The sequence below is a fragment of the Halosegnis rubeus genome, from assembly GCF_009184545.1.
In the GTDB taxonomy this organism is placed as follows: Archaea; Halobacteriota; Halobacteria; order Halobacteriales; family Haloarculaceae; genus Halosegnis; species Halosegnis rubeus.
Map to the genome: position 1 here is coordinate 481,138 of NZ_QJOW01000001.1, position 23,436 is coordinate 504,573.

A 23,436-nucleotide genomic window follows, 5' to 3' on the forward strand; every position below is an offset into this window, starting at 1 on the left:
TCAGTTCCCCTCCAACCCCACCCGGGGGTCAATGATCGTGTACAGGATGTCTTGTATGAGATTGATGCTGACTATCATGAGGATGAATATGTACATGAGTGTCCCAACGAGCGGAAGGTCTCCCTGTATAGCAGCCTGATAGAACAGCCAACCGATTCCGTTGATTGAGAACACAGTCTCAACGAGAACGCTTCCACCGATGAGCAGAAACGCCTCGCTTGTAATAATCGGGACAAGTGGCACTAGCGCGTTTCTGAGGATATGTTTCCAAACGATTAGCCGATCTGAGACCCCCTGTGCTCTCGCGAAATCAATGTAGTCTTCGTTTCGAACTTCCAGTACTGCGGTTCGCCCGATGCGCATCTCATTGCCCATTGACGCAGATCCAAGTACAATTGCGGCCGGAAGCACCTTCTTTGTCGCAGCAAGGAACCCATCAACTGTACCAATTTGTGACATATCTGGACTTCCCGTCAGACTATCCAATGGGATGATGAAATTTTGATAATCAATACCAATGATAGCGGCCGATGAGCCAAGCACTGCTAATAACATAATTGCGAGCCAGAAATTTGGCATTGCTCGCCAGACAATTCCCCCGAGTGAAGCGGCGTAATCTGCACCTGTATTTGAGTTCATGCCGGCGTAGAAGCCCAGTGGGACACCGATGCAGATTGCAATCAGTACTGACCAGAACCCAAGCCACAGTGTTCGTGGGAGGAAATCAAGGATGAGTGCATTCACATTCGATCCCTGATACAGCAGCCATGTTTGGCCTAAATCGAACGTGAGGAGATTCCCCATCCACTCAACGTAATGTTGTAGTGGTGGTTGGTCAAGCCCGAGCTGTTGTTGTGCAGCAGTGTACTCGGCTGAATTACGTACCTGCCCTTCACTGAGCAATCGGGCAGCTGGGTCAATCGGGCCCATGAATATGATAAACCACGTCATCGTGGTTCCAAGCCAGATGACTGGTAGGCTCATCAGCAGCCGCTTGCCAAGGTACGTCAGCCGGCTCACGGCTGCGAACTCCAGACGGAAAGTGCCCGTGCGTTATTTTTCATGAATGATGTTAAAACGAATTGAATCTCTTCTGGTCGATGGCCGAGCTACCGACTGAGCATTACGTCAGTGAACGTCTGGTTTTCCATCACATCATACATCGTGATGTCGACGTTTTGATGCCAGAATCGCTGAGATGTCGTGTGAGCGAATGGCAACTCCTGTACCGATGCCCAGTTGATCTCCTCGATTGTCTGGAATGCCTCATTCCGAGAAGCTTGGTCGCCGCCAACGTAGTTGGACTCCCACGTGTCGAGAGCCTGCTGGCGCAGCGACTCCTCGTGGTAGCTTCCCTCTGCACCCCAGCGCGTGAACTGACCGCCTGGACTTTCTCCGTACAGGAATCGAAGGAAGTTCTGTGGGCCGGGATACTCCATCCCGTCGCCGAGCCCGAACACCTCCATATCGCCAGAAATCGCGCGACTGATGATGGTGCCAAACTCCGCCTGCTCAATACTCATATCGATATAGGCAGACCGGAGCTTCGATTGGAGCACGGTGAAAACCGATTCGTAGGCGCTGTTGCCAGCAATTGTGGTGCCGGTAATCGAGTAGCGGTTCGAGTCGCTGTAGCCAGCAGCCTCCATTACCTCTTGTGCGGATTGGAGGTCCGTTGTTCCGTATCCGTAGGGATAGCCGTCTTCTCCGTACTCGGTGTTTGATTGATACCCACTTTCTGCGTGCTGGTCGTACGTTTCAGCCGAACTCACGCCATCCTCAAACGTCGGATAGGGTGCAGGCGGCGTAATGTGATAGCCTGCTTTTGCATTCCCTTTGTAGATATCGCGGGCAATTTCATCCTGATTCATCGCGTAGGCGAATGCCTTCCGGACCGCTATCGGGACCTCCAGTGTGTTAAACACGAGATATTCTGTCGAGAGCGATGGAATCTCGCCGTAGTTAACCGTCATCCCATCGTCAAACGTGTAGGTCCCGACAGAACGATTCCCGTCCGTTTCTGATATCGAGACGCCATCGGGATTGAACGAGGCCGTTGGCATCCCTTCAAGAACATCGGCGTTCTGTTGTCTGAACCGGCTTAGTCGTGTGTTCCCCGATCCAACGACTGTGTACGTGATTCCGTCCAGTTCCGGCTGGCTCCCATAGTACTCATCGAACGCGGTGAGTTGTATCTCACTCCCCTTCGTCCACGAGTCGACCTGGAACGGACCAAGCCCTGCGTACGCCGGCCCATCTCCTTGGGTGGAGAAGAATTCGTTGTACGCATACTCTCCATCGTATCCTTCGATATCTCCGACGGAGCCTTCTGGAAGAATTGAGAATGCACCACCAGCAATTTGGAACAGCGTGTACTGGAACGGTGCTGCAAGCGTCATCTCAAACGTGTAGTCGTCGACCGCCTCTACCTCAAGCGAGCCCGGAACGTAGTCGGCGAGTGTCTCCTCGTCAGTTGGCTCGGAGCGTGATGGATCTTTCTCGTGAGCGATCGTCATCGTCGTTCCGATTATATCGTCGCGGTTTCGGGAGTTTTCAGAGCCTGCCAGTCGTCGATATGAGTAGACGATATCGTCTGCAGTGAATTCCGATCCGTCGTGGAAGGTGACGCCCTCACGCAGTTGGAACGTGTACGTGAGCCCATCATCAGACATTGAGTAATCTGTCGCGAGCGCGGGTTTCGGCGGATACGTGCCGTTCTCAAACTCCATCAGCGACCGGCCGTACTGGTCGTACCCAGCTCCGGACCCCTTCGCGTTGATCGGGTCCAGTGTCTGAATCGAACCAGTTGCCATCATCTGGAGCGTGCCACCAGTTGTTGGCGTTCCCCCTGAATCCGTCGTGTCATTATTTGAATCCTGGTTTGTTGATGATTCATCGGTCGCCGTGGCGTTGTCCTCGCTCGGGCCACTCTGACAACCAGTTAGTGCAGTTGCCGCACCAACTCCTGCAGCAGTCAGGAATCCCCGCCGGGTCGTATCGTTTGGCATCATCGGGACAACTTCGCGCTTGCCGTAATTACGTTGGTAATAGCGATGTATGCCCACAAGAATTCTTGTGTATGCCTACAATCATATATATACGCCTAATTATTTGGTAAAATATCAGAAGCTATTCAACCACGGATTTGAAACTCGGCGATGATGCCAGATTCAGAGACGCAAAAGAACGAGTGGCGGGCAACACTGGAACAGGCCGATAAGATGGGGACTCGGCTTAGTGATGATGGCTGGCAAGTTGTCACGGTACGGGCTGCACATGTCACACCAATTCCCCCTACAGATGACCCAGAAGGTCGACCGGGACTTGCCTACATCGCTCAGGGAGAAGTTGCTGAGCCATTCCAGCGAGTTATTAACGGTGGTACGTTCGACAATTACGAAGTATTTAATCGGGCTGTTGGGTCGGATATCTTTTCACTAACACGCGTCTCCGACACAGAGAATGAAGTAGCCGTACTTCTCGTTGGAACACTCAACCGGTCATCACTCGAAACACTGCCAGAGACTGCTATCCAGCGTGGAGAACTTTATTCACACGTCGACTTGTTGGACGGGACTCGGCTCGGAAGCTTTCATCACAGTACCCCCTCGCTCTTCTTCCCGGGTGAATCGGAGTGAATAGTGATGAGGCAGCCGGATCGGTTCTCGCTCGACTCAATAATCCGGCTGGTGAGCACACACGCTTTGCAGTCATCGCTGATCCGCACGTATCAACCCGCTCAGAGGGGACATCGAAGTTGTTTGAACAGACCGAGGAGCATTTTGAAGCAGCTATCGAGGATATCAACAAGCGAGAGGTCGATGCCGTCCTATCACCGGGTGACCTGACCAAAGACGGTGAACCGTGGAACTACGACGCTGTCGACAAGGCAGTTTCAAGACTCGATGCACCGTTTCTCGCAGTTCCAGGTAATCACGATGTGCCGAAGTCTCGTGATGAGCACAATACGGCCGATATTTCGTGGTTTGCAAAGCAGTATGGACCGGGAACGTTGCCATTCCACACGACTATCGGCGGCATGGACGTAGTTGGCGTTAACAGCGCTGGAACTCGCAATCGATTGTTCGAGAGCCATGACGGTCGTGTAACAGACGAAGACCGAGCGTGGCTACGAGAGACGCTCACTGATGCTGGCCCCTCAATTGTACTTGTCCACCACAATTTCCCACCGGTCTCTGACCAGATTTCTGCCCACCGGGAAGCGGAACCTGAGATGCATCTCCCGCCCGTGATGCGTGATCCCAAACCGTTTGCAGATGCGCTTGCTGAGGGAGGTGCCGACCTCGTTTTTACCGGCCACTATCATTTACCCGCCACTGGACGCTACGCAGGCGTTCGCGAAATCGCTGCGCCAACTACGTGTTCGTTCCCACAGGCGTACCTCCTGTGTGAAACTACACCCAATGGTACTGTCGTTCGGTTCATCCCCATTGGAGATGAACAATCCCTTGGCGAAGCGCATGCTCAACGCACAAATGAATCGACTACATCACGTGGACTGACAGCCATTGCGGCGGCTCGTGTCGCCTCGCTCCCGCTTGTAGATGAGCACAATAATAAATAGGCACTAACGCTGAGGAGAATCAAGGATTGACATCCTCCTCCGCCTGAAGGCGGAGGAATCCCGACCGCATTTGAGATATTAGGGTTTGCAGTCTACCACTTGTTCCCTCGGTAAGAATCCGTGAGACAAGTCATATAGGTAGACTTCGGGCTGTGCCAGCCAGCCGATACTCCTATCCCCACCCAAATCGGGTGCAGACTCGGAGTTACTTTGATTGATGTCGAGGCGGATGTTCTCCGCCCCGTTCACGTCAGCATTGAACGCATCATCATGTTCTTCACACACGTACAAACCACGTTTGACACGCTGACTGTCGTCTTCCCTACCGCAGACGCAACACGTCTTGCCTCATCAAAATACATTATATCAATCTATCCTGTGTTCTGTGAGTCACACGCTTTCCGAGATACTCCCAGGGGCTTCTCCCTCAATCAACAACATACTTCTTCGACCGCGAGAGCGGGACGTTTCACACGAGAGAACAGGTCGTGTCGTAGACCAGCAAATATCCCACCTGCGGGACGGGAAGCCCCGCCGTTCACGACGGGGAGGATGTCACGGTGCCGTACCGAACTAGAGGCTCTGCTGAAATCGTTAAGAACTGATAGAATCGGCGGGCGAGATACAGAGCCACGTCCACTCTAATCGTTGCCACCCGATAACTATATATTAAAAAACACTAATACATATCTGGTTTTTTATACTTGGTCCGTCCCAAATATAATGATGCAAAAAGCCGTACTCCTCAGGTGTCCAATCTGCGACTCAGTCCGGACACTCGAAGGTGAAAGAAACAGATACGCAAAAAATGACCTGTATAAAACTGCCAAGAATCATCTAGCCTCGCATAATCTCGACGAAACTAAATCTGCAATCCGAAAATGCGAGATAGTTTCTGACGCCGTTGAGATTGTCATTTATTCAGAGGACCACGACCCGCTTCCGAACAAAGAATGGAAACAACGAAACGCTACTTGGCTCCCAGAAAATGTTCTGGATCGAGTGGATACGTCTAACCCTTCGCCTGAATCATCAGCTGACACGACGCCGATTCAACTCCACAACGAGGATTGACTAGTCACACCCAAGAGGATTCAGAGAATGAGTATTCGTATCACACTCTATGAAAGTCGTTCAGCCTGAGTAAACATGGAGACTAGTGTTCACTTCCAAACATTCGGGTGTCCATCCACAATACTAAATCTCTCTCGACAGGTGATCTAGTGAACGACAGAGAGCTTAGTGATCCCAAGTACTACCTCAACAGAGAACTCTCCGAGCTCGCATTCCAGGAACGAGTTCTTGAAGAGGGAATGGATGGACGCAATTTACCGCTTGAACGTCTTCGATTTCTAGCGTTCTTCACAAAAAACACTGACGAGTTCTTTATGAAACGCGTTGGTGGGCTTAAACAGCAGATTGATGCCGGGATATCTGAGACGACACCGGATGGCCGGACACCGAAACAACAGTGGGTTGAAGTGCTCGATACTGCCCGTCCACTTTTTCGCCAACAGTCTGAATATTGGCAGTCAGTACTCAAACCGACGCTTGCAGAGGAAGGGATCGAGATTTGTACTCCTGACGAGCTAACCGTAGGGGCGCAAGAACAGTTGCGTACGTACTTTGAGGAGTCCATTCTCCCGACTCTGACACCACTCGCATTTGATCCAGCTCACCCATTCCCGTTCATCTCGAACCTCTCTCTTTCGCTTGCTGTTCTCTCGTCGAATGGAGGTAACGAGACAACATTCACCCGAATCAAGATACCTCCGAACCAGCCTCGATTGATAGATGTCCCCACTGAGGCCGATCGATATCTTCTCATCGAAGACCTCATCGAATGTAATCTAGATCTACTACTCCCCGATCTTGACATTCGCGATGTCTCAAAATTCAAAGTGACTCGGAACGCCGAGGTACGACGCAACGAAGAGGTCGCTGAGGACCTCACTGAGATGGTTGAGGACGTTCTTGAACAGCGACGCTTCGCAACGGTGGTTCGACTTGAAGTTGACGCCGATATGCCTGCTGAGTCGCTGTCGATTCTTAAAACCCAACTTGGATTAGCCGACCGAGAAATATTCCATCGGACTGGTCCGATTGATTTTGAGGACTTTTTTAAACTCATTGAGATTGATCGCCCTGATCTCAAACCCTCCTCTTGGACGCCCAAACCACACCCACGATTAGGCTCGTTGGCAAGTGACAGCTCAGATAATATGACGGAGATATTTGATAAGGTTAAAAAGGAGGATATCCTCGCGCATCACCCGTATCATTCCTTTGAGGGAACAGTTCAACGGTTCCTACACGCGGCGGCGAACGATCCTGACGTACTCGCTGTGAAGGCAGCAATATATAGAACTGCGAGTGATTCAAAAGTTATTGAAAGCCTCATCAATGCCGCAGAAAACGGCAAACAGGTAGCCGTGATGGTCGAGCTGAAGGCTCGATTCGACGAAAAAAACAATCTCGAGTGGGTCCGACAACTTGAACAAGAGGGAATCCACGTAGCCTACGGGACTGTCGGTTTGAAGACTCACACGAAGACGGCGCTCGTTGTTCGGCAAGAAGACGATGGCGTTCAACTCTACTCACACATCGGTACCGGAAACTATCACTCAGGGACGGCGAAGGGGTATTCCGATTTGGGATTATTGACTGCAGATCGGGATATTGGGTTTGATCTCACGAAGGTGTTCAATTTCTTCACCGGGCCGACGCTCGATAACCGATTCCGAAAGCTCCTGATTGCACCTGTGACGATGCGCGAGCGGTTCACTGAGATGATCAGACGGGAAATTGATCACGCCCATGCTGATCGGAAGGCACGGATTGTAGTCAAGATAAATGGGCTTGAAGATCTTGAGATGGTCAAGGAGCTCTATCGTGCCTCGATAGCTGGTGTCGAGATCGACCTTATTGTTAGGGACATCTGCCGGCTTCGCCCCGGTATCGATGGGCTGAGCGAGAACATCACTGTACACTCGATTGTAGGTCGATTCCTTGAACACGCTCGAATATTTCACTTCGAGAACGGGGGAACCCCCGAGTGGTATATTGGTTCTGCCGACTGGATGACGCGAAATCTCGACTATCGAGTAGAGGCTGTTACTCCAGTCGAGAATACAGAACTGCGCAGACAACTCAGGTTCATCTTGGAGGCATCACTGAAAGATAACCGCCGCCGGTGGATAATGCAAAGCGACGGAAGCTACGAACGAGTCTTCCCCGATGACGGACCGGTGCGAGACATCCAAGAGATCTTAATGAAAGCGACTGAAGCAGCTCTCGACCGCGGCCACGGGCCAGGAATGGTCGTCGATACAGATCTCATTGATTCAACTCTCCTCATTGAGGATGTCGCAGAGGACAAAACGAACACCGTATCTGAGGAGTCAGACGAAGTCACTGCCGACGATGATAGAGAACAGGCCCATCCGAATGGTGGGGACGAGTCTGTCTTCGACACCCACTCAGACCACTGGTATCAACCTGATAGCGAGACGTACGACTGGGCCGTTCGAACGACAGCCGGTGAACGACGATACTACAAGACACGTGATGGAGCGCGAGGTCGTCTTCAGGCCGAATATGAGTGATTCCGTGTCAGGTGTGTAAGTCTAGGCTGGGTCAACGACTTTGGAAGTAGCGCGTTCTTGATGCGTTTTCCCCTCTACAGTGATGAATTCATCATTCCGATAGTCGTACGCTGTGAGTGTTCCTCCGTAGACGCAACCGGTATCAAGGCAAACAGCATATTCTCGATTAACCGGGTGGTCATGAACGGTGTGGCCGAAAAAGACGCGGTACGGCCCGTCGTAGTCATCATACCAGAACGGTCCGTCATACCCGTTCCCGTGCGGGGCACGCATCGTCAACAGCTCATCAACGGTGTGGTGTTTAAGCTGTCGCTGAGGATCGATACCGCCATGCACAACAAGTATGTCGTCGAACGAGATGGCAACAGGAAGTGAATTAAGATAGTCGAGGTCTCCGTTACGGAGCCAGTCTGGGTTCTTGTCGCCGCGCACGATCTTCTGTTCGTTATTTCCACGGACGCTGACGAGACGTGAATCCTCACGGACGAGATCAATGACACCAGGACTATCTGGCCCTTTTCTCACCAGATCACCGACTAAAAAGACAAAATCGTCATCATCTAAGTTGAGTTCCGCAAGAAGAACCTCAAGAGCGACACGACTTCCGTGGACATCTCCAATAATATAGACTCCTCGATCACTACTTATTTCGAACCGATCGTGCTGTGCTTCAACGTCGGTATTGAACTGAGGTTTTGTGCTCATTTAATCTGGTCTAGTGTCGAGTCAGTTGTTCTGAGAGTTGGTCTACAGGTTGATTTACCTCTGTTCTACATGAATCAGTTGCTAATAGAGGGCAATACTGCTATGTAGTTCTCGGTGATTGACCGTGTTCTTCTGTGTGGATTCATCAAGTTGACAATCACTAAGTGATAATTCACGCCGGCCCTGTTGAAATCCTATTCTTCAGATGCAAACTGGAGTGAAACAGCTGGTCGATGATGCCTGGTATTGACTACCGAGAATGTTACCAGCTCAGAGAAAAGTTGCGATCACCGTGTGAGATACACTGCGCGAATGTAGCAGCCTGCTCATCAGTAATTAAGACTATTTAATTCGGTCAGACAATTAGACGCTGTGTCATTTTAGCGGTCCACCGCTTGATGATTACTGAATGCAGGGACCTACGTGTCTACAAATTCAACATTTGTGATCTCGAACCGCGCTCCGCCGCCGGTCCCATCTGTAACACGAATGTGCCAACCGTGGGCATCAAGACCTTCGAACCACTCCGCGATCTTGATGGTGACGACGACGATGCGCTCGTCTCGGCGGTCGCCGACTGGAGCACCGAGCAAATCCACGAGAACGACAAGGTCCCGGGGTCGCGGAGCGTGCGGCGACAGGCGGCGAAGCTGTGTCGCGCGAACGGGTACCAGATTCGCAACGACGACTGGCTCGGCGTGTGAACTACCCCTGCCTACTCGGCAACGCTTTGCGTTGCTTCCTTGAGGCAGGGGCTTCCTGTTTCGACGACGCGACTTGCAGAAACAGACTCTCGATGAGTTTGCTCCACAGCGGTCGCAGTCTCCGCAGGCGTTCTATCTTCGGAGTGAACCACTCCTAGCTTCTCCAAGCCGCGTTCCCAGACGTTCAACGCAGCGTTATAGTCACGGTCAGTAGTGTATCCGCAACTCGGGCAACTGTGTTCTCGGACCCAGAGCGGTTTGTCGGTTTTGACACCACACTCGTTACATGCTTTCGTGGTGTCTTTCGGGTCAACTTCCACGACGTGACAGCCACGCTTTCGTCCGTGGTGTTTCAGAATGGTGATGAAGTCACGCCACCCGATTTCGTGCGTATTCCGACTATTCCGGCCGCTTTCCAGCATCCCCTTCACGTTCAGATTTTCCACGAATACGGCATCGTACTCAGTGGTGTAGAACGCCGCGACTTTGTGCTTGAAGTCTGATTTCTTGTTCCGCATTCGTTTGTGGACTTTGGCCACCATCTGTCGCTGTTCTTCCCAGTTATTACTGCCGTGCTGTTTCCGCGATAAGTTCCGTTGCTCGTGTTCCAGCCGTTCCCGGTCGCTGGATAGGTTGAGGCGGCCGAGTTGTCTGCGGTCGGAATCGTGGATGAAGTTCAAAATACCGAGGTCAAGCCCCACGGTATCTTTGGTGTCTAGCTCGGCTGGGTCGGGTTTGTCGGGTTCGGCTTGTTCGACGTTGAGACAGGCGAACCATGCACCAGTACGGTCTTTTTTGATCGTGACGTGCTTCACGTCAGTCTCGTCTAGAAGGTCGCGGTGCAACCGGATAGGAACCTGTAGTGTTTCGCCGTTGACTTTCTTCAAAGTGAGGAGTCCACGCCCTGACGGGCCACTGTTGTCATCGAGTTCGAAACCCGTCTGGCGGTACGTGAAACTCCGGTACTCGTGTGGTGCTTTCCAGTTCAACGAGCCAACGTCGTACCCGGCGTCTCGCCGTTTAGCGAGATTCGTGATGTTCGTTTCAATCTGCTCGACAGCTTGTTGCAGCACTGTCGAGTATACGTTGTTCAGGTCGGTCCACCAGTCTTTCAACTCAGGGAGTTCGTCTCGGACTTGTGTGACGCGCTGTTTGACCGTTCCAGCATCTTCGGGGATGCGGTTAAACCGGTGAAGCGCGTGGTTGTAGACCTGTCGCACGGTATCGCGTACCCAGTCTAGTCGCTCCCGCTGCTGACCGTCAGGGAACAGCCGGTATTTGAGTACGTAATCCATGCGTCGTACATGGATTATCCAGGCGCAGGAAGGTAAAGGTGTGCGCCCAGCTTCGCGGGGCGATTCATCTCCGCCCTACTCGCTCCCTTCGGTCGCTTCTTGAGGACGGAGGCTTCTCGCCCAATCAGCTAAACAGGCTACGGTCCACTGCTATTTTCTCCTTGTGCGTTCGCACCTGTTCGCTTCGAACTCCGCCTGTGAAATCGTGTACCGGACCATGTCGTACACGCCGCCGTCGGGGTCCACCGTACTGCGACGCATCCGTCCCTCGCGGCGACCGCCGAACCGGTCGACGTACTTCGTGATGGCGCGTTCCGACGGCTCGTTCTCGGGGACGTGTTTGACGGCGACCATCGCCAAATCGAGTCGGTCGAAGGCGAGTTCGAGCAGGCGGGCCGCACGCTCACCGGAGTAGCCGTTTCCCCACGCTTGCTTGCGGAGCCACGCGCCGAGCGTGGCGAGCTCGCGGTCCCAGTCGACGCCGAGCCCGCCCATGCCGACGAACTCACCCGCCAGTTCGCCCTCGGTCGCGTACAGCGCGTACTGGCTCGCCTCGCCGTTCGCGAACTGCTCGCCCGACCGCTCGATGAACTCGGCGGACTCCTTTGGCGTCTCGTGGGGATCCCACGTCACGTAGCGCGTAATCTCGTCGATGTGTGGCGCGTCGGCGTTGACGTACTGATAGAAGTCGAGGGGGTCGAACGTCTCCGGGCGAAGCGCCTCGTAGCGAAGGCGGTCGGATTCGAGCATCTCGGGAAACAGCGACATACTCGTCGGGCGAACGGAGAGGGCTAAAACGGTTCCCCGCCCTGTCAGTGAGTGACAGACGAAGCGAAGTGACTGTCCGAAACGACTACCCACCGGCCCCCGCTACCGTGGACAAGAACAGACGCATGCAGGGACCAGTATGACAGATTGGACGGAGAAGTATCGTCCGACGACGCTGTCGGAGGTGCGAGGAAACAACTCCGCGCGCGACGACCTGAAGGAGTGGGCGGAGACGTGGGACGACCACAGGGAGGCGGTTATCATCTACGGCTCACCCGGCGTCGGCAAGACGAGCGCGGCCCACGCACTCGCCAACGACATGGGGTGGCCGGTCATCGAACTCAACGCCTCGGACCAGCGCACCGGCGACATCATCGACCGTGTCGCGGGTGAAGCGGCGAAATCGAGCACGCTCACGCAGGCGAAAGAGGGAGAGCCGGGTCGACGGCTCGTCGTCATGGACGAGGCCGACAACATCCACGGCACCTACGACCGCGGCGGTGCCCGCGCCGTCACGAGTATCGTGAAGGAGGCGAGCCAGCCGATGGTGCTCATCGCGAACGAGTTTTACGACATGTCCCGGGGGCTCCGCAACGCCTGCCAAACCATCGAGTTCCGCGACGTGTCGGCCCGCTCCATCGTCCCGGTGCTCCGTGACCTCTGCCGGAAGGAGGAAATCGAGTTCGACGAGGACGCCCTCGAACGCATCGCCGAGCAGAACAGCGGCGACCTCCGCGGGGCAGTAAAGGACTTACAGGCAGTCGCGGACGGTCGCGACGCCATCAGCGTCGAGGACGTGACCAGCGGCGAGCGCGACACGACGAAGGGCATCTTCGAGTTCCTCGATTCCGTCCTCAAGGAAGACGACCCCGAAGCGGCTCTCTATCTCACCTACGACGTGGACGAGACGCCCGACGACCTGCTGTTGTGGGCCGAGGACAAGGTTCCGAAGGTGTACGATGCCGGCGAACTCGCTCGCGCGTACGACTACCTTGCGCGCGCCGACCGCTGGCTCGGGCGGGTCCGTGCGACGCAGAACTACTCCTACTGGCGGTACGCGACGGACAACATCGCGGCCGGCGTCGCCGCGGCCCGCAACGAGACGCGCGGCGGCTGGACCCGCTACGGCGGTGCGCCCTACCGCTCGTCGAAGGACACGACCCGTGATGAGGTTGCGACCCAGATTGCGCGGGTGGCGGGCGTCTCCACCGCGACCGCCCGCCGCGATATCGTCCCGTTCCTCGCCGTGATGACGCACCACTGCAAGAACCGCGACCTCACGGTCCGGATGGCTGCCCGCTACGAGTTCGGGACGAGCGAGGTCGCGTTCGTCACCGGCTCCGGCGAGTCGACGAACAAGGTGCAGTCGGTCGTCGACGACGCCGAGGAACTGCGGGCCGAGGCCGCCGAGGCTCACGGTGGCGACGTGTTCATGGAGCGCGTCGAGGACGCCGCCGCGGAAAGCGAGTCGGCACAGGCCGAAAGCGGGAGCGTCGAGACCGTCGACGAGGACGTACTCGCCGAGGAGGAGCCGGACGAGGAGCCGACGGAGCCGGACGACGACTCACAGTCCGGGCTGTCGGATTTCATGTGAGCTACTCGCCGAGACCCGGAATCGCGACCCGTTGCTCGACGCGACCCATCAGCGCCGACGCCGAGAGCACGAGACCGAGATAGATGACACCAGCCACCACGAGCAGCTCGAAGTAGCGGAAGTTTCCCGAGGCGATATCCCGCGTCCGCTTGTACAGTTCGGGAACGGTGATGAACGCCGCCAGCGAGGAGTACTTGATGAGGTAGACGAGCTCGTTGCTCCAGCCCGGAATCCCGTACCTGAGTCCCTGCGGCAGCACGATACGCCGGATGGTCTGGAGCTTCGATAACCCGACCGCACGACCGGCGGTGAGCTGACCCACCTCGACCGACTGAAGCGCAGACCGGATGTACTCTGCCTGATACGCGGAGCTGTTGATGATGAAGCCGATCATTGCGACCAGTGCCGCCTGTGCGGGGATGAACCCTTCACCGACGAACGGGAGTTCACGCAGCGTCGCCGACAGCGACAGCCCGTAGTAGAGGACGAACAACTGCGCGAGCAGCGGCGTCCCCCGGATGAGCTCCGTGTAGCCGAGCGCTGCCCACCGGGTCACGGGACCGCCGTAGACGCGGGTGACGGCGAGCGGAACCGCGATGACCAGTCCCGCGGCCATCGCAACAACCGTGAGGATGATGGTGAGCCACGTCCCGGTGACGGCGGCAGGAAGCGCATCGCCCGCCACTCGGAGGAACGAGAACAGGCCGCCGATGCGTGTCCCGTCCCACGTCGTCGCGAGCGTGCGGAACGTCTCGACGGGTAACAGCGGCGCGCGTGGGTCCATCCCGAGCAGGTCGGCTCCGACCCACTGGTAGAGCCACCTGACGACGAGATATCCCCAGAAGACACCGAACGCGAGCCACCGGAACAGCCCGCCGCCGGTCACCTTGACGACGCGGCCCCGCACCGTCGATGCCGCGCTCATCGGTCGATGCCACCGTGGAGTTCGGTGAGCCGGCGGAGGAACGTCCCCGTCCGCTCGTGTTCCGGTCGCTCGAACAGCTGTTCGGGTGGTCCCTGCTCGACGAGCCGACCGTCGTCCAGGAAAGTGAGCCGCGAGGCGGTCGAGCGGGCAAAGCCCATCTCGTGGGTGACGACGAGCATCGTCATTCCCTCCTCGGCGAGGTCACGCATCACTGAGACGACCTCGCCGACGAGCTCTGGGTCGAGCGCGCTCGTCGGCTCGTCGAACAGCATAATTTCGGGGTCCATCGCCAGCGCGCGAGCGATGCCGACCCGCTGTTTCTGCCCGCCCGATAGCTCTGCGGGGTATGACTCCGCCTGCTCCAGCAGGCCGACCCGTTCGAGGTGGTCGTGCGCGTCCGCGACGGCCTCCTCCTTGGAGAAGCCGCGCACCCGTCGCAAGCCGAGCGTGACGTTCTCCAGGGCCGTGAGATGAGCAAAGAGGTTGAAGTCCTGAAACACCATTCCGACCTGCTGGCGGAGTTCGTTCTCGTCGCGGGCGTAGATGGAGGTGCCGTCGAGTCGGATGTCGCCGCTGTCGATGTCGGTGAGGCGGTTCACGCACCGCAACAGCGTCGACTTTCCGGAGCCGGAGGGACCGATGATGACCTCGACGGCTCCACGGTCGACGCCGAAGGAGATGCCGTCGAGCACCTCCTCCTCGCCGTACGACTGGTGAACGTCGGCGAACTCGAGCAGCGTCACCGGCCCTCACCTCCTGGAATCGCGAACCGTCGCCCGAGCGCGTCGAGCGAGAGGTTCGTCGTCATCGTGAGGACGAAGTACACGGCCGAGATGGCGAGGAAGATCTCCAAGACGGCGGTGTTCCCCTGTTCGGTGAGATAGAGGTTCGTCCCGCGGGTGAGCAGCTCGCCCAGTCCGATGGCGTACGCCACGGAGGTGTCCTTCAGGACGATGGTGAACTCGTTTTGGAAGCCGGGAATCGACCGCCGAAGCGCCTGCGGGACGGTGACCCGTCGGATGGCGTCGAGCTTCGACATCCCGACCGACCGAGCCGCCTCCATCTGGCCGTCGCCGACCGACTGGAGCGCGCCGCGGAATATCTGTGACTGGTAGGCCGCGCTCCGAATCCCCAGTCCCAGCGCCGCTGCCCAGAACGCTGCTATCGTGAGCGGGAACAGGAAGTAAAACGCCACGAGGATGATGACGATGGGCGTCCCGCGAACGAGGACGCCGGCGCGTTCGACGAGCCCGCGGCTGTAGCCGGAGCCGTACGTCTCGATGATGCCGGCCGGCAAGCCGAGCAGGAATCCGAGGACGACGCTCACGGCCGTCAGACAGACGGTGAACACCAGTCCCCACCCGAGGTACACCCAGTTCGCGGCGATGTACTCCCACGCGCCAGACTGCAGCAGCATTAGCTACCGAACCACTCTGCGGTCAGGTCCTCGTAGGTGCCGTCGTCGCGGACGGTCTGGAGTCCCTCGTTGACGGCCGTCGTGAGGTCGTCGTCGTCCGTCCGCATCCCGAAGCCGTACTGCTCGTTCGTCTCGTAGATGAACGCCACCTCGACGGGTCGCTGATTGGCGAACGTGTCGCCTACCGGCTCGTCGATGACGATGGCGTCGATGTTGCCGTTCTCCAGGTCCTCGACCGCGAGCACGTAGTTGTCGTAGCTCGTGTAGTTCGACTCCTCGAGTTCGCCGTTGGCGATGAGCTCGTCCTGGATGGTCTCCTCACCGGTCGTCCCGGACTGTGCGCCCACCGGGCGGCCCGAGAGATCGCCGAGCTCCGACGCGGTGGACCGCTCGCCCTCGCTCGCGGACTACTCTTCTTCCTGTGCGTCGACGACCGCCACGCCGGCGAGGTTGACGATGTCTTTGACCTCGTCGCCGCGCTGGAGGACGTGGACCGGCTTGTCCATTCCGACGAGCATCGGACCGATGGCCTCCGCGCCGCCGAGCCGCTGGAGCAGCTTGTACGCGATGTTGCCGGCTTCCAGGTTCGGGAATACGAGCACGTTCGCCGGCTCGTCGAGGTCGGTGAACTCGTAGGTGTCTTCGAGCATCTCGCTGACGACGGCGGTATCTGCCTGCATCTCCCCGTCGACCGGGAAGTCGACGCTCGCGTCTGCACGGAGCGCGTCGGCGGCGTCGCGAATCCGTGCGGTCGCCTCGTTGCGGACGGAACCGAAGTCGGAGTACGACAGCAGGGCCGCACGCGGCTCAACGTTGAACCGTCGAGCGAGTTCGGCAGTGCGTTTCGTCACTTCCTGAAGCACTGCGGTATCGGGGTCCTGATTGACCGTCGTGTCCGCACAGAACATGACGCGGTCTTTGAACGTGAGCATGTAGACGCCGGCGGCGTACTCCGCGCTGTCTGCCGTCCCGACGACCTGCAACGGCGCGCGAAGTGCCTCGGGGTAGTGGTGCATCAGCCCCGTCAACATCGCGTCGGCGTCGCCCATCTCCACCATCGTGCTACCGAGGTAGTTGCCGTCTTTGATGAGTTCGCCGGCCTCTCGCCGAGTGATTCCCTTCCGCTGGCGAAGCTCGTGGAGGCGGTCGGCGTAGGGCGCGAGGTCGTGAGCGTCGGGGTCGACGATCTCCGGATCGAACTCCAGCCCGAGGTCGGCCGCAGTGCGACGGATCTCCTCGGCGTCGCCGATGAGCACCGGCTCGGCGATGCCCTGTTCGAGCAGCTGGTAGGCCGCGCGGATGATCTTCTCGTCGCCGCCCTCGGCGAGCACGACGCGCTTGGGGTCGGCCTTCGCCTTGTTGAGGACGACGCGCATCATCTCACGTCCCTTCCCGAGGCGGGCCTCCAACTGCTCGCTGTAGCTGTCGAGGTCGAGGTCCTGTCTGGCTGCGCCCGACTCGATGGCCGCCTCAGCGACGGCCGGGGCGACTTCGAACAGGACACGTGGGTCGAGCGGCTTCGGAATCACGTAGTTCGGCCCGTAGCGAAGCGGCTCGTCGCCGTACGCCTTCACGACGGCGTCGGGTACGTCCTGTCGAGCCAGCTCCGCGAGCGCTTCCGCGGCGGCGCGCTTCATCGGTTCGTTGATGTCGGTTGCGCGCACGTCGAGCGCGCCCCGGAACAGGAACGGGAACCCGAGCACGTTGTTCACCTGATTCGGGTAATCCGACCGGCCCGTCGCCATGATGACGGTGTCGTCGCGGGCGTTCTTGGCCTCCTCGTAGCCGATTTCGGGGTCGGGATTCGCCATCGCGAACACGGCCGGGTCGGCGGCCATCGACTGGACCATCTCCTCGGAGACGATGCCGCCGACGGAGAGCCCGACGAACACGTCGGCCCCCGCCATCGCCCCGGCGAGGTCCTCGGCGTCGGTCTCGTTGGCGAACTCCTGTTTGTACTCGTTCACGTCGTCGCGGTCGGGCGTAATCGGGCCGGAGGAGTCACACATCACGATGTTCTCCTTGCGTGCGCCCAGCGAGACGTAGAAGCGAGCGGTCGCGATAGCCGACGCGCCCGCTCCCGAAAAGACGATATTCAACTCGGAGATGTCCTTTCCGGTCACGTCACAGACGTTCAACAGGGCCGCCCCGGAGATGATGGCCGTGCCGTGTTGGTCGTCGTGGAAGACGGGGATATCCATCCGCTCGCGGAGCTCCTCCTCGATTTCGAAGCAGTCGGGCGCGGAGATGTCCTCGAGGTTGATGCCGCCGAACGTCGGCTCCATCGCGGCGACGCTCGTGATGATGTCCTGTGGGTCGTCCTGGTCGAGTTCGATGTCGAACACGTCGATGTCGGCGAATCGCTTGAACAGAACGCCCTTCCCCTCCATGACGGGTTTCGACGCCTGTGCCCCGATGTCACCCAGGCCGAGCACGGCGCTCCCGTTCGAGACGACGCCCACCATGTTCCCTTTCGCGGTGTAGCGGAAGGCGTCGTCGTTGTTGGCGGCGATGTGGTTACACGGCGCGGCGACGCCCGGCGAGTAGGCCAGCGAGAGGTCTCGCTGGGTGTTCGTCGGCTTCGTCGTCGAAATCTCCACCTTGCCGGGCGGCTCCGACTCGTGATACTCCAACGCGTCCTCGTCTAATCCCATGACACTCCCCCGCGTGGGGGCCTCAAAAATCCACCCGAAGCGGCATTCGTCAGGCGTCGAATCTCCCCGAGCGCGCCGGTTAAGTTTCCGCGGGCCTGACAACAGGTATGCGATTCCGGAGACTCGCCGCGGGGACGGCGGTGCTCGTCGGGGTGACGATGGCGTTGGGAATCTTCACGGCGGCCGCTGGTGCCGGACTCACCTGCCAGATGCGGTGGCCGCTGTGTGACGGGCCGCTCGGCGGGCTGTTTCCGGCGAACTGGCCGAGCTTTATCGAGTGGTTCCACCGGCTCATCGCGGGCGCGACCGGACTGCCCGTACTCGCGACCGCGGTCCAGTCGTGGCGGACCGACCAGTCTTCGCGCGTCCGCTACGCCAGCACTGCCGTCCTCGCTATCCTCCCGATACAGGTCGTGCTCGGTGCGCTGACGGTGACCCAGTACGGAATCGCCGTGCTGTTTGCCCACTTCGCGACGCCGGTCCTCCTGTTTACGCTCTCGACGCTGACGGCCGCGTGGACCTACGAGTCGCAGGTCTCTCCCGTCACCGGTCGCCGTGTCGCGCTGCTCGCGCTTCCGTTCCTCGCGCTCGCCACGCTGCTCTCGCCGCGGTTCCTCGTCACGTTCACCGCACCGATTCAGGTGGTGTACAACGGACTGTTGCTCGCTGCCCTCGCCGGACTGCTCGCCGCGGCGGTCTGGATGGACGACCAGCGCGCGACGCAGTTCGCCACGGTCGGTTCGCTGCTCTCGGCCGCGATTCTCATCGTCGGCCGCCGCGCGTACGGTGACGCCATCGTCTATCTCATCGTCGTCGGACTGGTGGTCGTGTTCGGCTGTACGCTCCTCGCGGCCCGCGTCGGCGATACGGACCGACTGAGCCGGCGGCTCACGGAAACGAGTTAAGAGAGAACCTCGGCGGAGCTTCCGCCGAGATTCGCGGGTGCGTCCCCAGAGCCACGGTGATACCCGTCACCCCCCAGCAACGGGTATCGGAACGGCACCGGCAGGACAGCCATGCGCCGTCTTGTGGCGTTTAGGACAAGCGTCGGAACGGTATTGAGCGGCGTGCCTACGTGCTTAGAGACGCCCAGTATTTATATACTCACTCGCCGTTCTATACGTATGGTAGAGCCGCTGTCTTCCGACGAAATCGACACACAGCTCCCCAACGAGTGGTCTCGTGAGGGTGACGAAATTGTCCGTCGCTTCGAGTTCGACAGCTACCTCGCCGGCGTCGGTTTCGCCGGCGGTGCTGGCGGGCTCGCGGAGGAGGCGTTCCACCACCCCACGATCACCATCGAGTGGCGCGAGGTCGAGGTGCGGTTGACCACCCACGACGCCGGTGGCATCACGAAAAAGGATATCGAGCTCGCACAGCGACTGGACGAACTGTACGAGTAAGCCTCGAAACCACCTTACTTCTCGACGTGCTATGACGGCCGTGCGGCGATGACGATACCGATACCCCCGCTCTGAGCCCCTTGTGACGACGGTGACACCCGAGCCGCACACGCCCGACGCAAGACACTTACTCTCGAGCGCGTAGCGTCTGTATGCTCCGTGGCGACGCGTACGACTACTGGCTCCTCGATTTAGACGGCACTCTCGTCGACGTGGAGGAGGGGTACATCCACGACGTGTTCGACGCCATCGGCGACCGACTCGGCTACGACTTCTCACAGGAGCAGGCGCAGATCCTCTGGCACGGGCTGGGCGGCTTCCGCAACGACCAACTGGCCCGGTGGAACATCGACCCCGACGCGTTCTGGGAGGCGTTTCACGCCGTTGAGGACGGGCAACGCCGCGCGGAACACACCTTCCTCTACTCCGACGCCGAGCACTTTGCCGACTACGACGGCCCGCTCGGGCTCATCACCCACTCCCAGCCGAGTCTCGCGAACCCGACGCTCGACCACCTCGACATCCGCGACTGGTTCGACACCGTAGTCTGTTGTTCGGACGATATCGGCTGGAAACCCGATCCTGCGCCCGTCGAGCGCGTGCTTTCCGACCTCGACGTAGAGAAGTCGGACGCGGGCGTGCTCGCCGGTGACGGCGCGACCGATATCGGCGCGGCGTGGAACACCGGACTCGACGGCATCCACGTCGAACGCCACGGCCACGACCGCCGCGGCATGTGCGTGCGCGGCGACTACCGCGTCTCCGACTTCGACGAACTGTTCGGCGCGTCCACACGCTCGTAGCCCGCCAGCCCCTCGACCGATAGCCCACTGACCGCGTCTTCCAGCCGTGCTACCGCTGATTTCTCTGTCCGCGAAGGATTCACTACAACGTGCAGCCGCTGTGTTCCGAGCGGGACGAAGCCGAGGCCCACCCGCTCTGCCGTCGCGCGGAGTCCGACGCCCACGTCGGCCCGGCCGTCGATCACCTGCCGGGCCGGTGACTCGACTCCCGGGCCGGTCGCGCCTACCGGCGCGTCGTCGGCCAGCGTCTCGAACGCGGCGTGCAGCCCCGTTCCCGACGCCTGTCTCACGAGTCGCACCTCGTCAGTCAGGTCGCCGATGTCGGTCACGTCCGCTGGATTCCCACGCGGGACCACCAGCCCCCACTCGCGGCTCCACGCGCCCATCGTCTCCCCTCCGGTGTCCTCCTCACTCGTGACGAGGAAATCCGGCACGTCGTCGCTGAGCCACGACCGGGCCGCCTGCTCGCCGCGCGCGAGATACCGAGGCGGCCGGCCGCGGTCGGGAGACACTGAATCGAGCAGTCGCGACACGCCCGGCCCGCTCGCGCCCATCCCCAACAGCGCCGGCGGGCGCACGTCTGGCGAGAACAGCTCGACGGTGACGGACTCGCCGGCCGCGAGATACTGTGTCTCAGGAGCCATCGCCACGACGCCGTCGGCGTCCGTCAGCGAGGTGGTCGCCCCCGACCCCTTGTCGACGGGGTAGACGAGCCGGTCACCGCCGCCGTCGGTCGTGACGCCCACGGGAACGTATCGGAGCCGCCCCGGCTCGAACCGCTCCTCGACGGCCATCTCACCGGCGAGGGTGGCACGCTCCGGTTCCGGACGCCCGGCGGCCTCGCGTATCGCCGGCGCGACGAACACCCGGAACGTCGTCAGCGCGCTCACCGGGTATCCCGGTAGGCCGACGTACGCCCCCTCACCGAGTTCGCCGACGAGCAACGGCTTGCCCGGCTTGACGGCGACCCCGTGGACGAGTAGCTCGCCCGTCTCCTCGATGACGCGATACACCACGTCGACCGCACTCGCGGACGTTGACCCGGAAGAGAGCACGAGGTCACACTCCTCGCTGGCCCGTTCGAGCAGGTCGGCCATCGCGTCGAAGTCGTCGCCGACGTGCGGGTATCGCTTCGGCTCCCCGCCGGCTGCCGCGACTGCGGCGGCTATCGTCGGCGCGTTCACGTCGTGTATCTGGCCCGTGCTGCTGTCGAGCGGCTCTCCGACCGGCACCAGTTCGTCACCTGTCGAGATGATACCAACCGTCGGACGCGCCCGCACGGGGACCGACTCGATGCCCAGCGCGGCGAGCAGTCCCGTCTCGCGCGCGGTGAGTCGCGTCCCCGGCGGCAGCGCGCGATCACCGGCCGAGATGTCCGCCCCGGCGGGCATGATTCCCGACCCCGGCGTCAGAGCGGTCTGGACGAGTCTCACGTCTCCGTTCTCGTTCGTCTGTTCGACCATCACGACGGCGTCGGCTCCCGACGGCACGACCGCGCCGGTCGAAATCTGGACACACTCGCCCGGTCCGACAGTCCCGTCCGGCTCCTCGCCGGCGTGGACCGTCCCGACGGCCGGGAGCGAGACCGGATTCGTCTCGCTCGCGCCGGTCGTATCGCTCGCTCGGAGCGCGTAGCCGTCCACGCTCGCCCGGTCGAACCCCGGCACGTCGAGCGGAGCGTCGAGTCGCTCAGCGAGCACGCGCCCGCGGGCCTCGGAAAGCGGAACCTGCTTGATGCCGGGGTCGATACCCAGTCCGGCGACAATGTCTCGAAGCTCCTCGGGCGGCGTGAGCGTCCGGAACTGCTTGCGGTCGCTCACAGCTCCCACCGTTCGACGCTGACCGTCTCTCCGGCGTCGTACCCCTCGCTCGCATCGGGGACTGCGACCCAGCCGTCGGCGCTCGCGACGGTCGACCACTGTGTCGCCGCACCCGTCGCAATCGGGGTCGCCGTCTCGCCGTCGAGCGCTACCCGCGCGAAGGTGCGTTCGCCGGGCGCGGACGCCAGCTTCCCATCCAGTTGCGCCTCCGTCGTCGCTATCGTGGGAAGCGCGCCCCCGCCCCCGTGTTCGAGTGCGGGGCGCACGAGCTGTATCGCGGCGACGAGACTCCCGACCACCGTCCCGGGAACCGAGAGAACGGGCGTCCCCTCGATGACGCCGAGCGTCGTCGCTCGACCGGGAGCCACCGCGACGCCGTGGACGTGTCGTTCGCCGAGCGTGTCGACGACGCCGGGGACGACCGACTCGTTGCCGGCCTCCGTGCCGCCGACCGTGACGATGAGGTCACGCGTCAGGTCGCGCTGGAGCGCCGGCCGCACGGCGTATGATTCAGGGTCGACGGGGTCGCGCGCCTCCGGGTGGCCACCCCAGCGGGCAACGAGACCGGCGAGCGTCCGGCCCGTGGCGGTGACGCGCTCGGGTCGCCCGACCGGGACGACGCCGACCGTCGGCTTGACGTAGCAGGTGACGTTTCCATGGCCGGCTGTCGCGAGCGTGCCGAGGAGCGCCGGGGTCAGCCGCCCCCCCGCGGGAACGAGCAGGTCGCCGACCTCGATGTCGCTCCCTACGCCGGCGACGTGTTCACCCTCGGTGACGGGGGTCGTAATCGAGACTTCGCCGCCGGTCGTCTCGGCTGCCGCGCTCGGAACGACGGCCGTCGCGCCCTCCGGGAGTGGCTCGCCTGCCGAGACGGGCGTTGCTTCGTCTTCGTCGGGTGGGCCGGCGCTCTCGCGCAGTCGGACCGGCGTGTGCTCGCCCGCGTCGAGGGTCGCGCTCGCGTGGACAGCCACGCCCGCAGCCGTGGCTCGTTGCTCCGGTGGCGCGGGCTCGGTGGCGCGAGCGTCGCGCGCGATGACGCGCCCGTCCCCCCGAGCTAGCGGGAGCGTCGCCGTCTCCGTCGGTGCGGGGACGATATCCGCGAGGACCCGCCGGGCGTCGGCGAGCGAGGTGACGCGCTTGATTGCCGAATTGTGCATA

Annotated in this window: 21 protein-coding genes and 1 pseudogene; 9 read left to right on the forward strand and 13 right to left on the reverse strand. The window is 60.1% G+C overall.

What is annotated here, in order from left to right; translation table 11 throughout:
* Together DMP03_RS02535 and DMP03_RS02540 are read right to left on the reverse strand one after the other, a co-directional pair.
* Nucleotides 1-1,020 (reverse strand): ABC transporter permease, encoded by a 1,020-nt coding sequence (locus DMP03_RS02535; RefSeq protein WP_152119150.1) that lies wholly within the window; start codon nt 1,018-1,020, stop codon nt 1-3.
* A gap of 89 nt (nt 1,021-1,109) precedes the next feature.
* Nucleotides 1,110-3,065: an ABC transporter substrate-binding protein gene (locus DMP03_RS02540; RefSeq protein WP_235908464.1), complete on the reverse strand. Its 1,956-nt coding sequence runs from the start codon at nt 3,063-3,065 to the stop codon at nt 1,110-1,112.
* Between the two features lie 96 nt (nt 3,066-3,161).
* Between DMP03_RS02540 and DMP03_RS02545 the strand changes: the two genes are divergently transcribed.
* Complete coding sequence (locus DMP03_RS02545; RefSeq protein WP_152119152.1) at nt 3,162-3,638, forward strand: DUF7529 family protein; 477 nt, start codon at nt 3,162-3,164, stop codon at nt 3,636-3,638.
* Complete coding sequence (locus DMP03_RS02550; protein ID WP_152119153.1) at nt 3,635-4,585, forward strand: metallophosphoesterase family protein; 951 nt, start codon at nt 3,635-3,637, stop codon at nt 4,583-4,585. The genes DMP03_RS02545 and DMP03_RS02550 overlap by 4 nt, the downstream gene beginning before the upstream one ends.
* Nucleotides 4,586-4,663: 78 nt before the next feature.
* Here the strand turns inward: DMP03_RS02550 and DMP03_RS14550 are convergent.
* Nucleotides 4,664-4,930 (reverse strand): annotated as a pseudogene (locus tag DMP03_RS14550) (RNA-guided endonuclease InsQ/TnpB family protein); the annotation flags it as partial.
* Between the two features lie 378 nt (nt 4,931-5,308).
* Here DMP03_RS14550 and DMP03_RS02565 point away from each other — a divergent pair.
* The gene (locus DMP03_RS02565) at nt 5,309-5,659 is read left to right on the forward strand and encodes a hypothetical protein (protein ID WP_197739278.1); all 351 of its coding nucleotides are present in this window, start codon (nt 5,309-5,311) and stop codon (nt 5,657-5,659) included.
* A gap of 149 nt (nt 5,660-5,808) precedes the next feature.
* Nucleotides 5,809-8,190, forward strand: coding sequence for a polyphosphate kinase 1 (gene ppk1, locus DMP03_RS02570; protein ID WP_152119154.1), 2,382 nt, complete (start codon nt 5,809-5,811; stop codon nt 8,188-8,190).
* 21 nt (nt 8,191-8,211) lie between these two features.
* On the opposite strand, the gene DMP03_RS02575 is transcribed toward ppk1, so the two are convergent.
* Nucleotides 8,212-8,895 carry a metallophosphoesterase family protein gene (locus DMP03_RS02575; RefSeq protein WP_152119155.1) on the reverse strand — a complete coding sequence of 228 codons (684 nt, stop codon included), beginning with the start codon at nt 8,893-8,895 and terminating at the stop codon, nt 8,212-8,214.
* A 491-nt stretch (nt 8,896-9,386) separates the two neighbouring features.
* Between DMP03_RS02575 and DMP03_RS14150 the strand changes: the two genes are divergently transcribed.
* Nucleotides 9,387-9,599, forward strand: coding sequence for a hypothetical protein (locus tag DMP03_RS14150; protein ID WP_172967048.1), 213 nt, complete (start codon nt 9,387-9,389; stop codon nt 9,597-9,599).
* 11 nt (nt 9,600-9,610) lie between these two features.
* Here the strand turns inward: DMP03_RS14150 and DMP03_RS02585 are convergent, their stop codons facing one another.
* Both DMP03_RS02585 and DMP03_RS02590 read right to left on the reverse strand, forming a co-directional pair.
* Nucleotides 9,611-10,894 carry an RNA-guided endonuclease InsQ/TnpB family protein gene (locus DMP03_RS02585; RefSeq protein ID WP_152119156.1) on the reverse strand — a complete coding sequence of 428 codons (1,284 nt, stop codon included), beginning with the start codon at nt 10,892-10,894 and terminating at the stop codon, nt 9,611-9,613.
* A gap of 150 nt (nt 10,895-11,044) precedes the next feature.
* Nucleotides 11,045-11,662, reverse strand: a complete 618-nt coding sequence (locus DMP03_RS02590) for a GNAT family N-acetyltransferase (protein ID WP_152119157.1) — start codon at nt 11,660-11,662, stop codon at nt 11,045-11,047.
* A gap of 139 nt (nt 11,663-11,801) precedes the next feature.
* Between DMP03_RS02590 and DMP03_RS02595 the strand changes: the two genes are divergently transcribed.
* Nucleotides 11,802-13,256, forward strand: a complete 1,455-nt coding sequence (locus tag DMP03_RS02595) for a replication factor C large subunit (RefSeq protein WP_152119158.1) — start codon at nt 11,802-11,804, stop codon at nt 13,254-13,256.
* A gap of 1 nt (nt 13,257) precedes the next feature.
* Here DMP03_RS02595 and DMP03_RS02600 read toward each other — a convergent pair whose 3' ends face one another.
* Genes DMP03_RS02600 through DMP03_RS02620 form a run of 5 tightly spaced genes read right to left on the reverse strand, consistent with a single transcriptional unit; the run spans nt 13,258 to nt 18,252 of the window.
* Nucleotides 13,258-14,181 (reverse strand): amino acid ABC transporter permease, encoded by a 924-nt coding sequence (locus DMP03_RS02600; RefSeq protein ID WP_152119159.1) that lies wholly within the window; start codon nt 14,179-14,181, stop codon nt 13,258-13,260.
* A complete protein-coding gene (locus tag DMP03_RS02605; RefSeq protein ID WP_152119160.1) occupies nt 14,178-14,924 on the reverse strand; it encodes an amino acid ABC transporter ATP-binding protein in 747 nt (248 codons plus the stop codon). Before DMP03_RS02605 ends, DMP03_RS02600 begins: the two co-directional genes overlap by 4 nt.
* Nucleotides 14,921-15,598 (reverse strand): amino acid ABC transporter permease, encoded by a 678-nt coding sequence (locus DMP03_RS02610; RefSeq protein WP_152119161.1) that lies wholly within the window; start codon nt 15,596-15,598, stop codon nt 14,921-14,923. The genes DMP03_RS02605 and DMP03_RS02610 overlap by 4 nt, the downstream gene beginning before the upstream one ends.
* Nucleotides 15,598-15,945: a transporter substrate-binding domain-containing protein gene (locus DMP03_RS02615; protein WP_152119162.1), complete on the reverse strand. Its 348-nt coding sequence runs from the start codon at nt 15,943-15,945 to the stop codon at nt 15,598-15,600. The genes DMP03_RS02610 and DMP03_RS02615 overlap by 1 nt, the downstream gene beginning before the upstream one ends.
* Before the next feature lie 60 nt (nt 15,946-16,005).
* Nucleotides 16,006-18,252 (reverse strand): NADP-dependent malic enzyme, encoded by a 2,247-nt coding sequence (locus DMP03_RS02620; protein WP_152119163.1) that lies wholly within the window; start codon nt 18,250-18,252, stop codon nt 16,006-16,008.
* Between the two features lie 107 nt (nt 18,253-18,359).
* Here DMP03_RS02620 and DMP03_RS02625 point away from each other — a divergent pair, with 107 nt between their 5' ends.
* The 3 genes from DMP03_RS02625 (at nt 18,360) to DMP03_RS02635 (ending at nt 20,458) form a co-directional block, all read left to right on the forward strand.
* Nucleotides 18,360-19,157, forward strand: a complete 798-nt coding sequence (locus DMP03_RS02625; protein WP_152119164.1) for a COX15/CtaA family protein — start codon at nt 18,360-18,362, stop codon at nt 19,155-19,157.
* Between the two features lie 219 nt (nt 19,158-19,376).
* The gene (locus DMP03_RS02630; protein ID WP_152119165.1) at nt 19,377-19,655 is read left to right on the forward strand and encodes a 4a-hydroxytetrahydrobiopterin dehydratase; all 279 of its coding nucleotides are present in this window, start codon (nt 19,377-19,379) and stop codon (nt 19,653-19,655) included.
* Between the two features lie 152 nt (nt 19,656-19,807).
* On the forward strand, nt 19,808-20,458 hold the full coding sequence (locus DMP03_RS02635; RefSeq protein WP_152119166.1) for an HAD family hydrolase: 651 nt from the start codon (nt 19,808-19,810) through the stop codon (nt 20,456-20,458).
* Here DMP03_RS02635 and DMP03_RS02640 read toward each other — a convergent pair.
* Together DMP03_RS02640 and DMP03_RS02645 are read right to left on the reverse strand one after the other, a co-directional pair.
* Nucleotides 20,407-22,278 carry a molybdopterin biosynthesis protein gene (locus DMP03_RS02640; protein WP_152119167.1) on the reverse strand — a complete coding sequence of 624 codons (1,872 nt, stop codon included), beginning with the start codon at nt 22,276-22,278 and terminating at the stop codon, nt 20,407-20,409. The two genes, DMP03_RS02635 and DMP03_RS02640, sit on opposite strands and share 52 nt — an antisense overlap.
* The gene (locus tag DMP03_RS02645; RefSeq protein WP_152119168.1) at nt 22,275-23,435 is read right to left on the reverse strand and encodes a molybdopterin molybdotransferase MoeA; all 1,161 of its coding nucleotides are present in this window, start codon (nt 23,433-23,435) and stop codon (nt 22,275-22,277) included. Before DMP03_RS02645 ends, DMP03_RS02640 begins: the two co-directional genes overlap by 4 nt.
* Between the last annotated feature and the right edge of the window lies 1 nt (nt 23,436).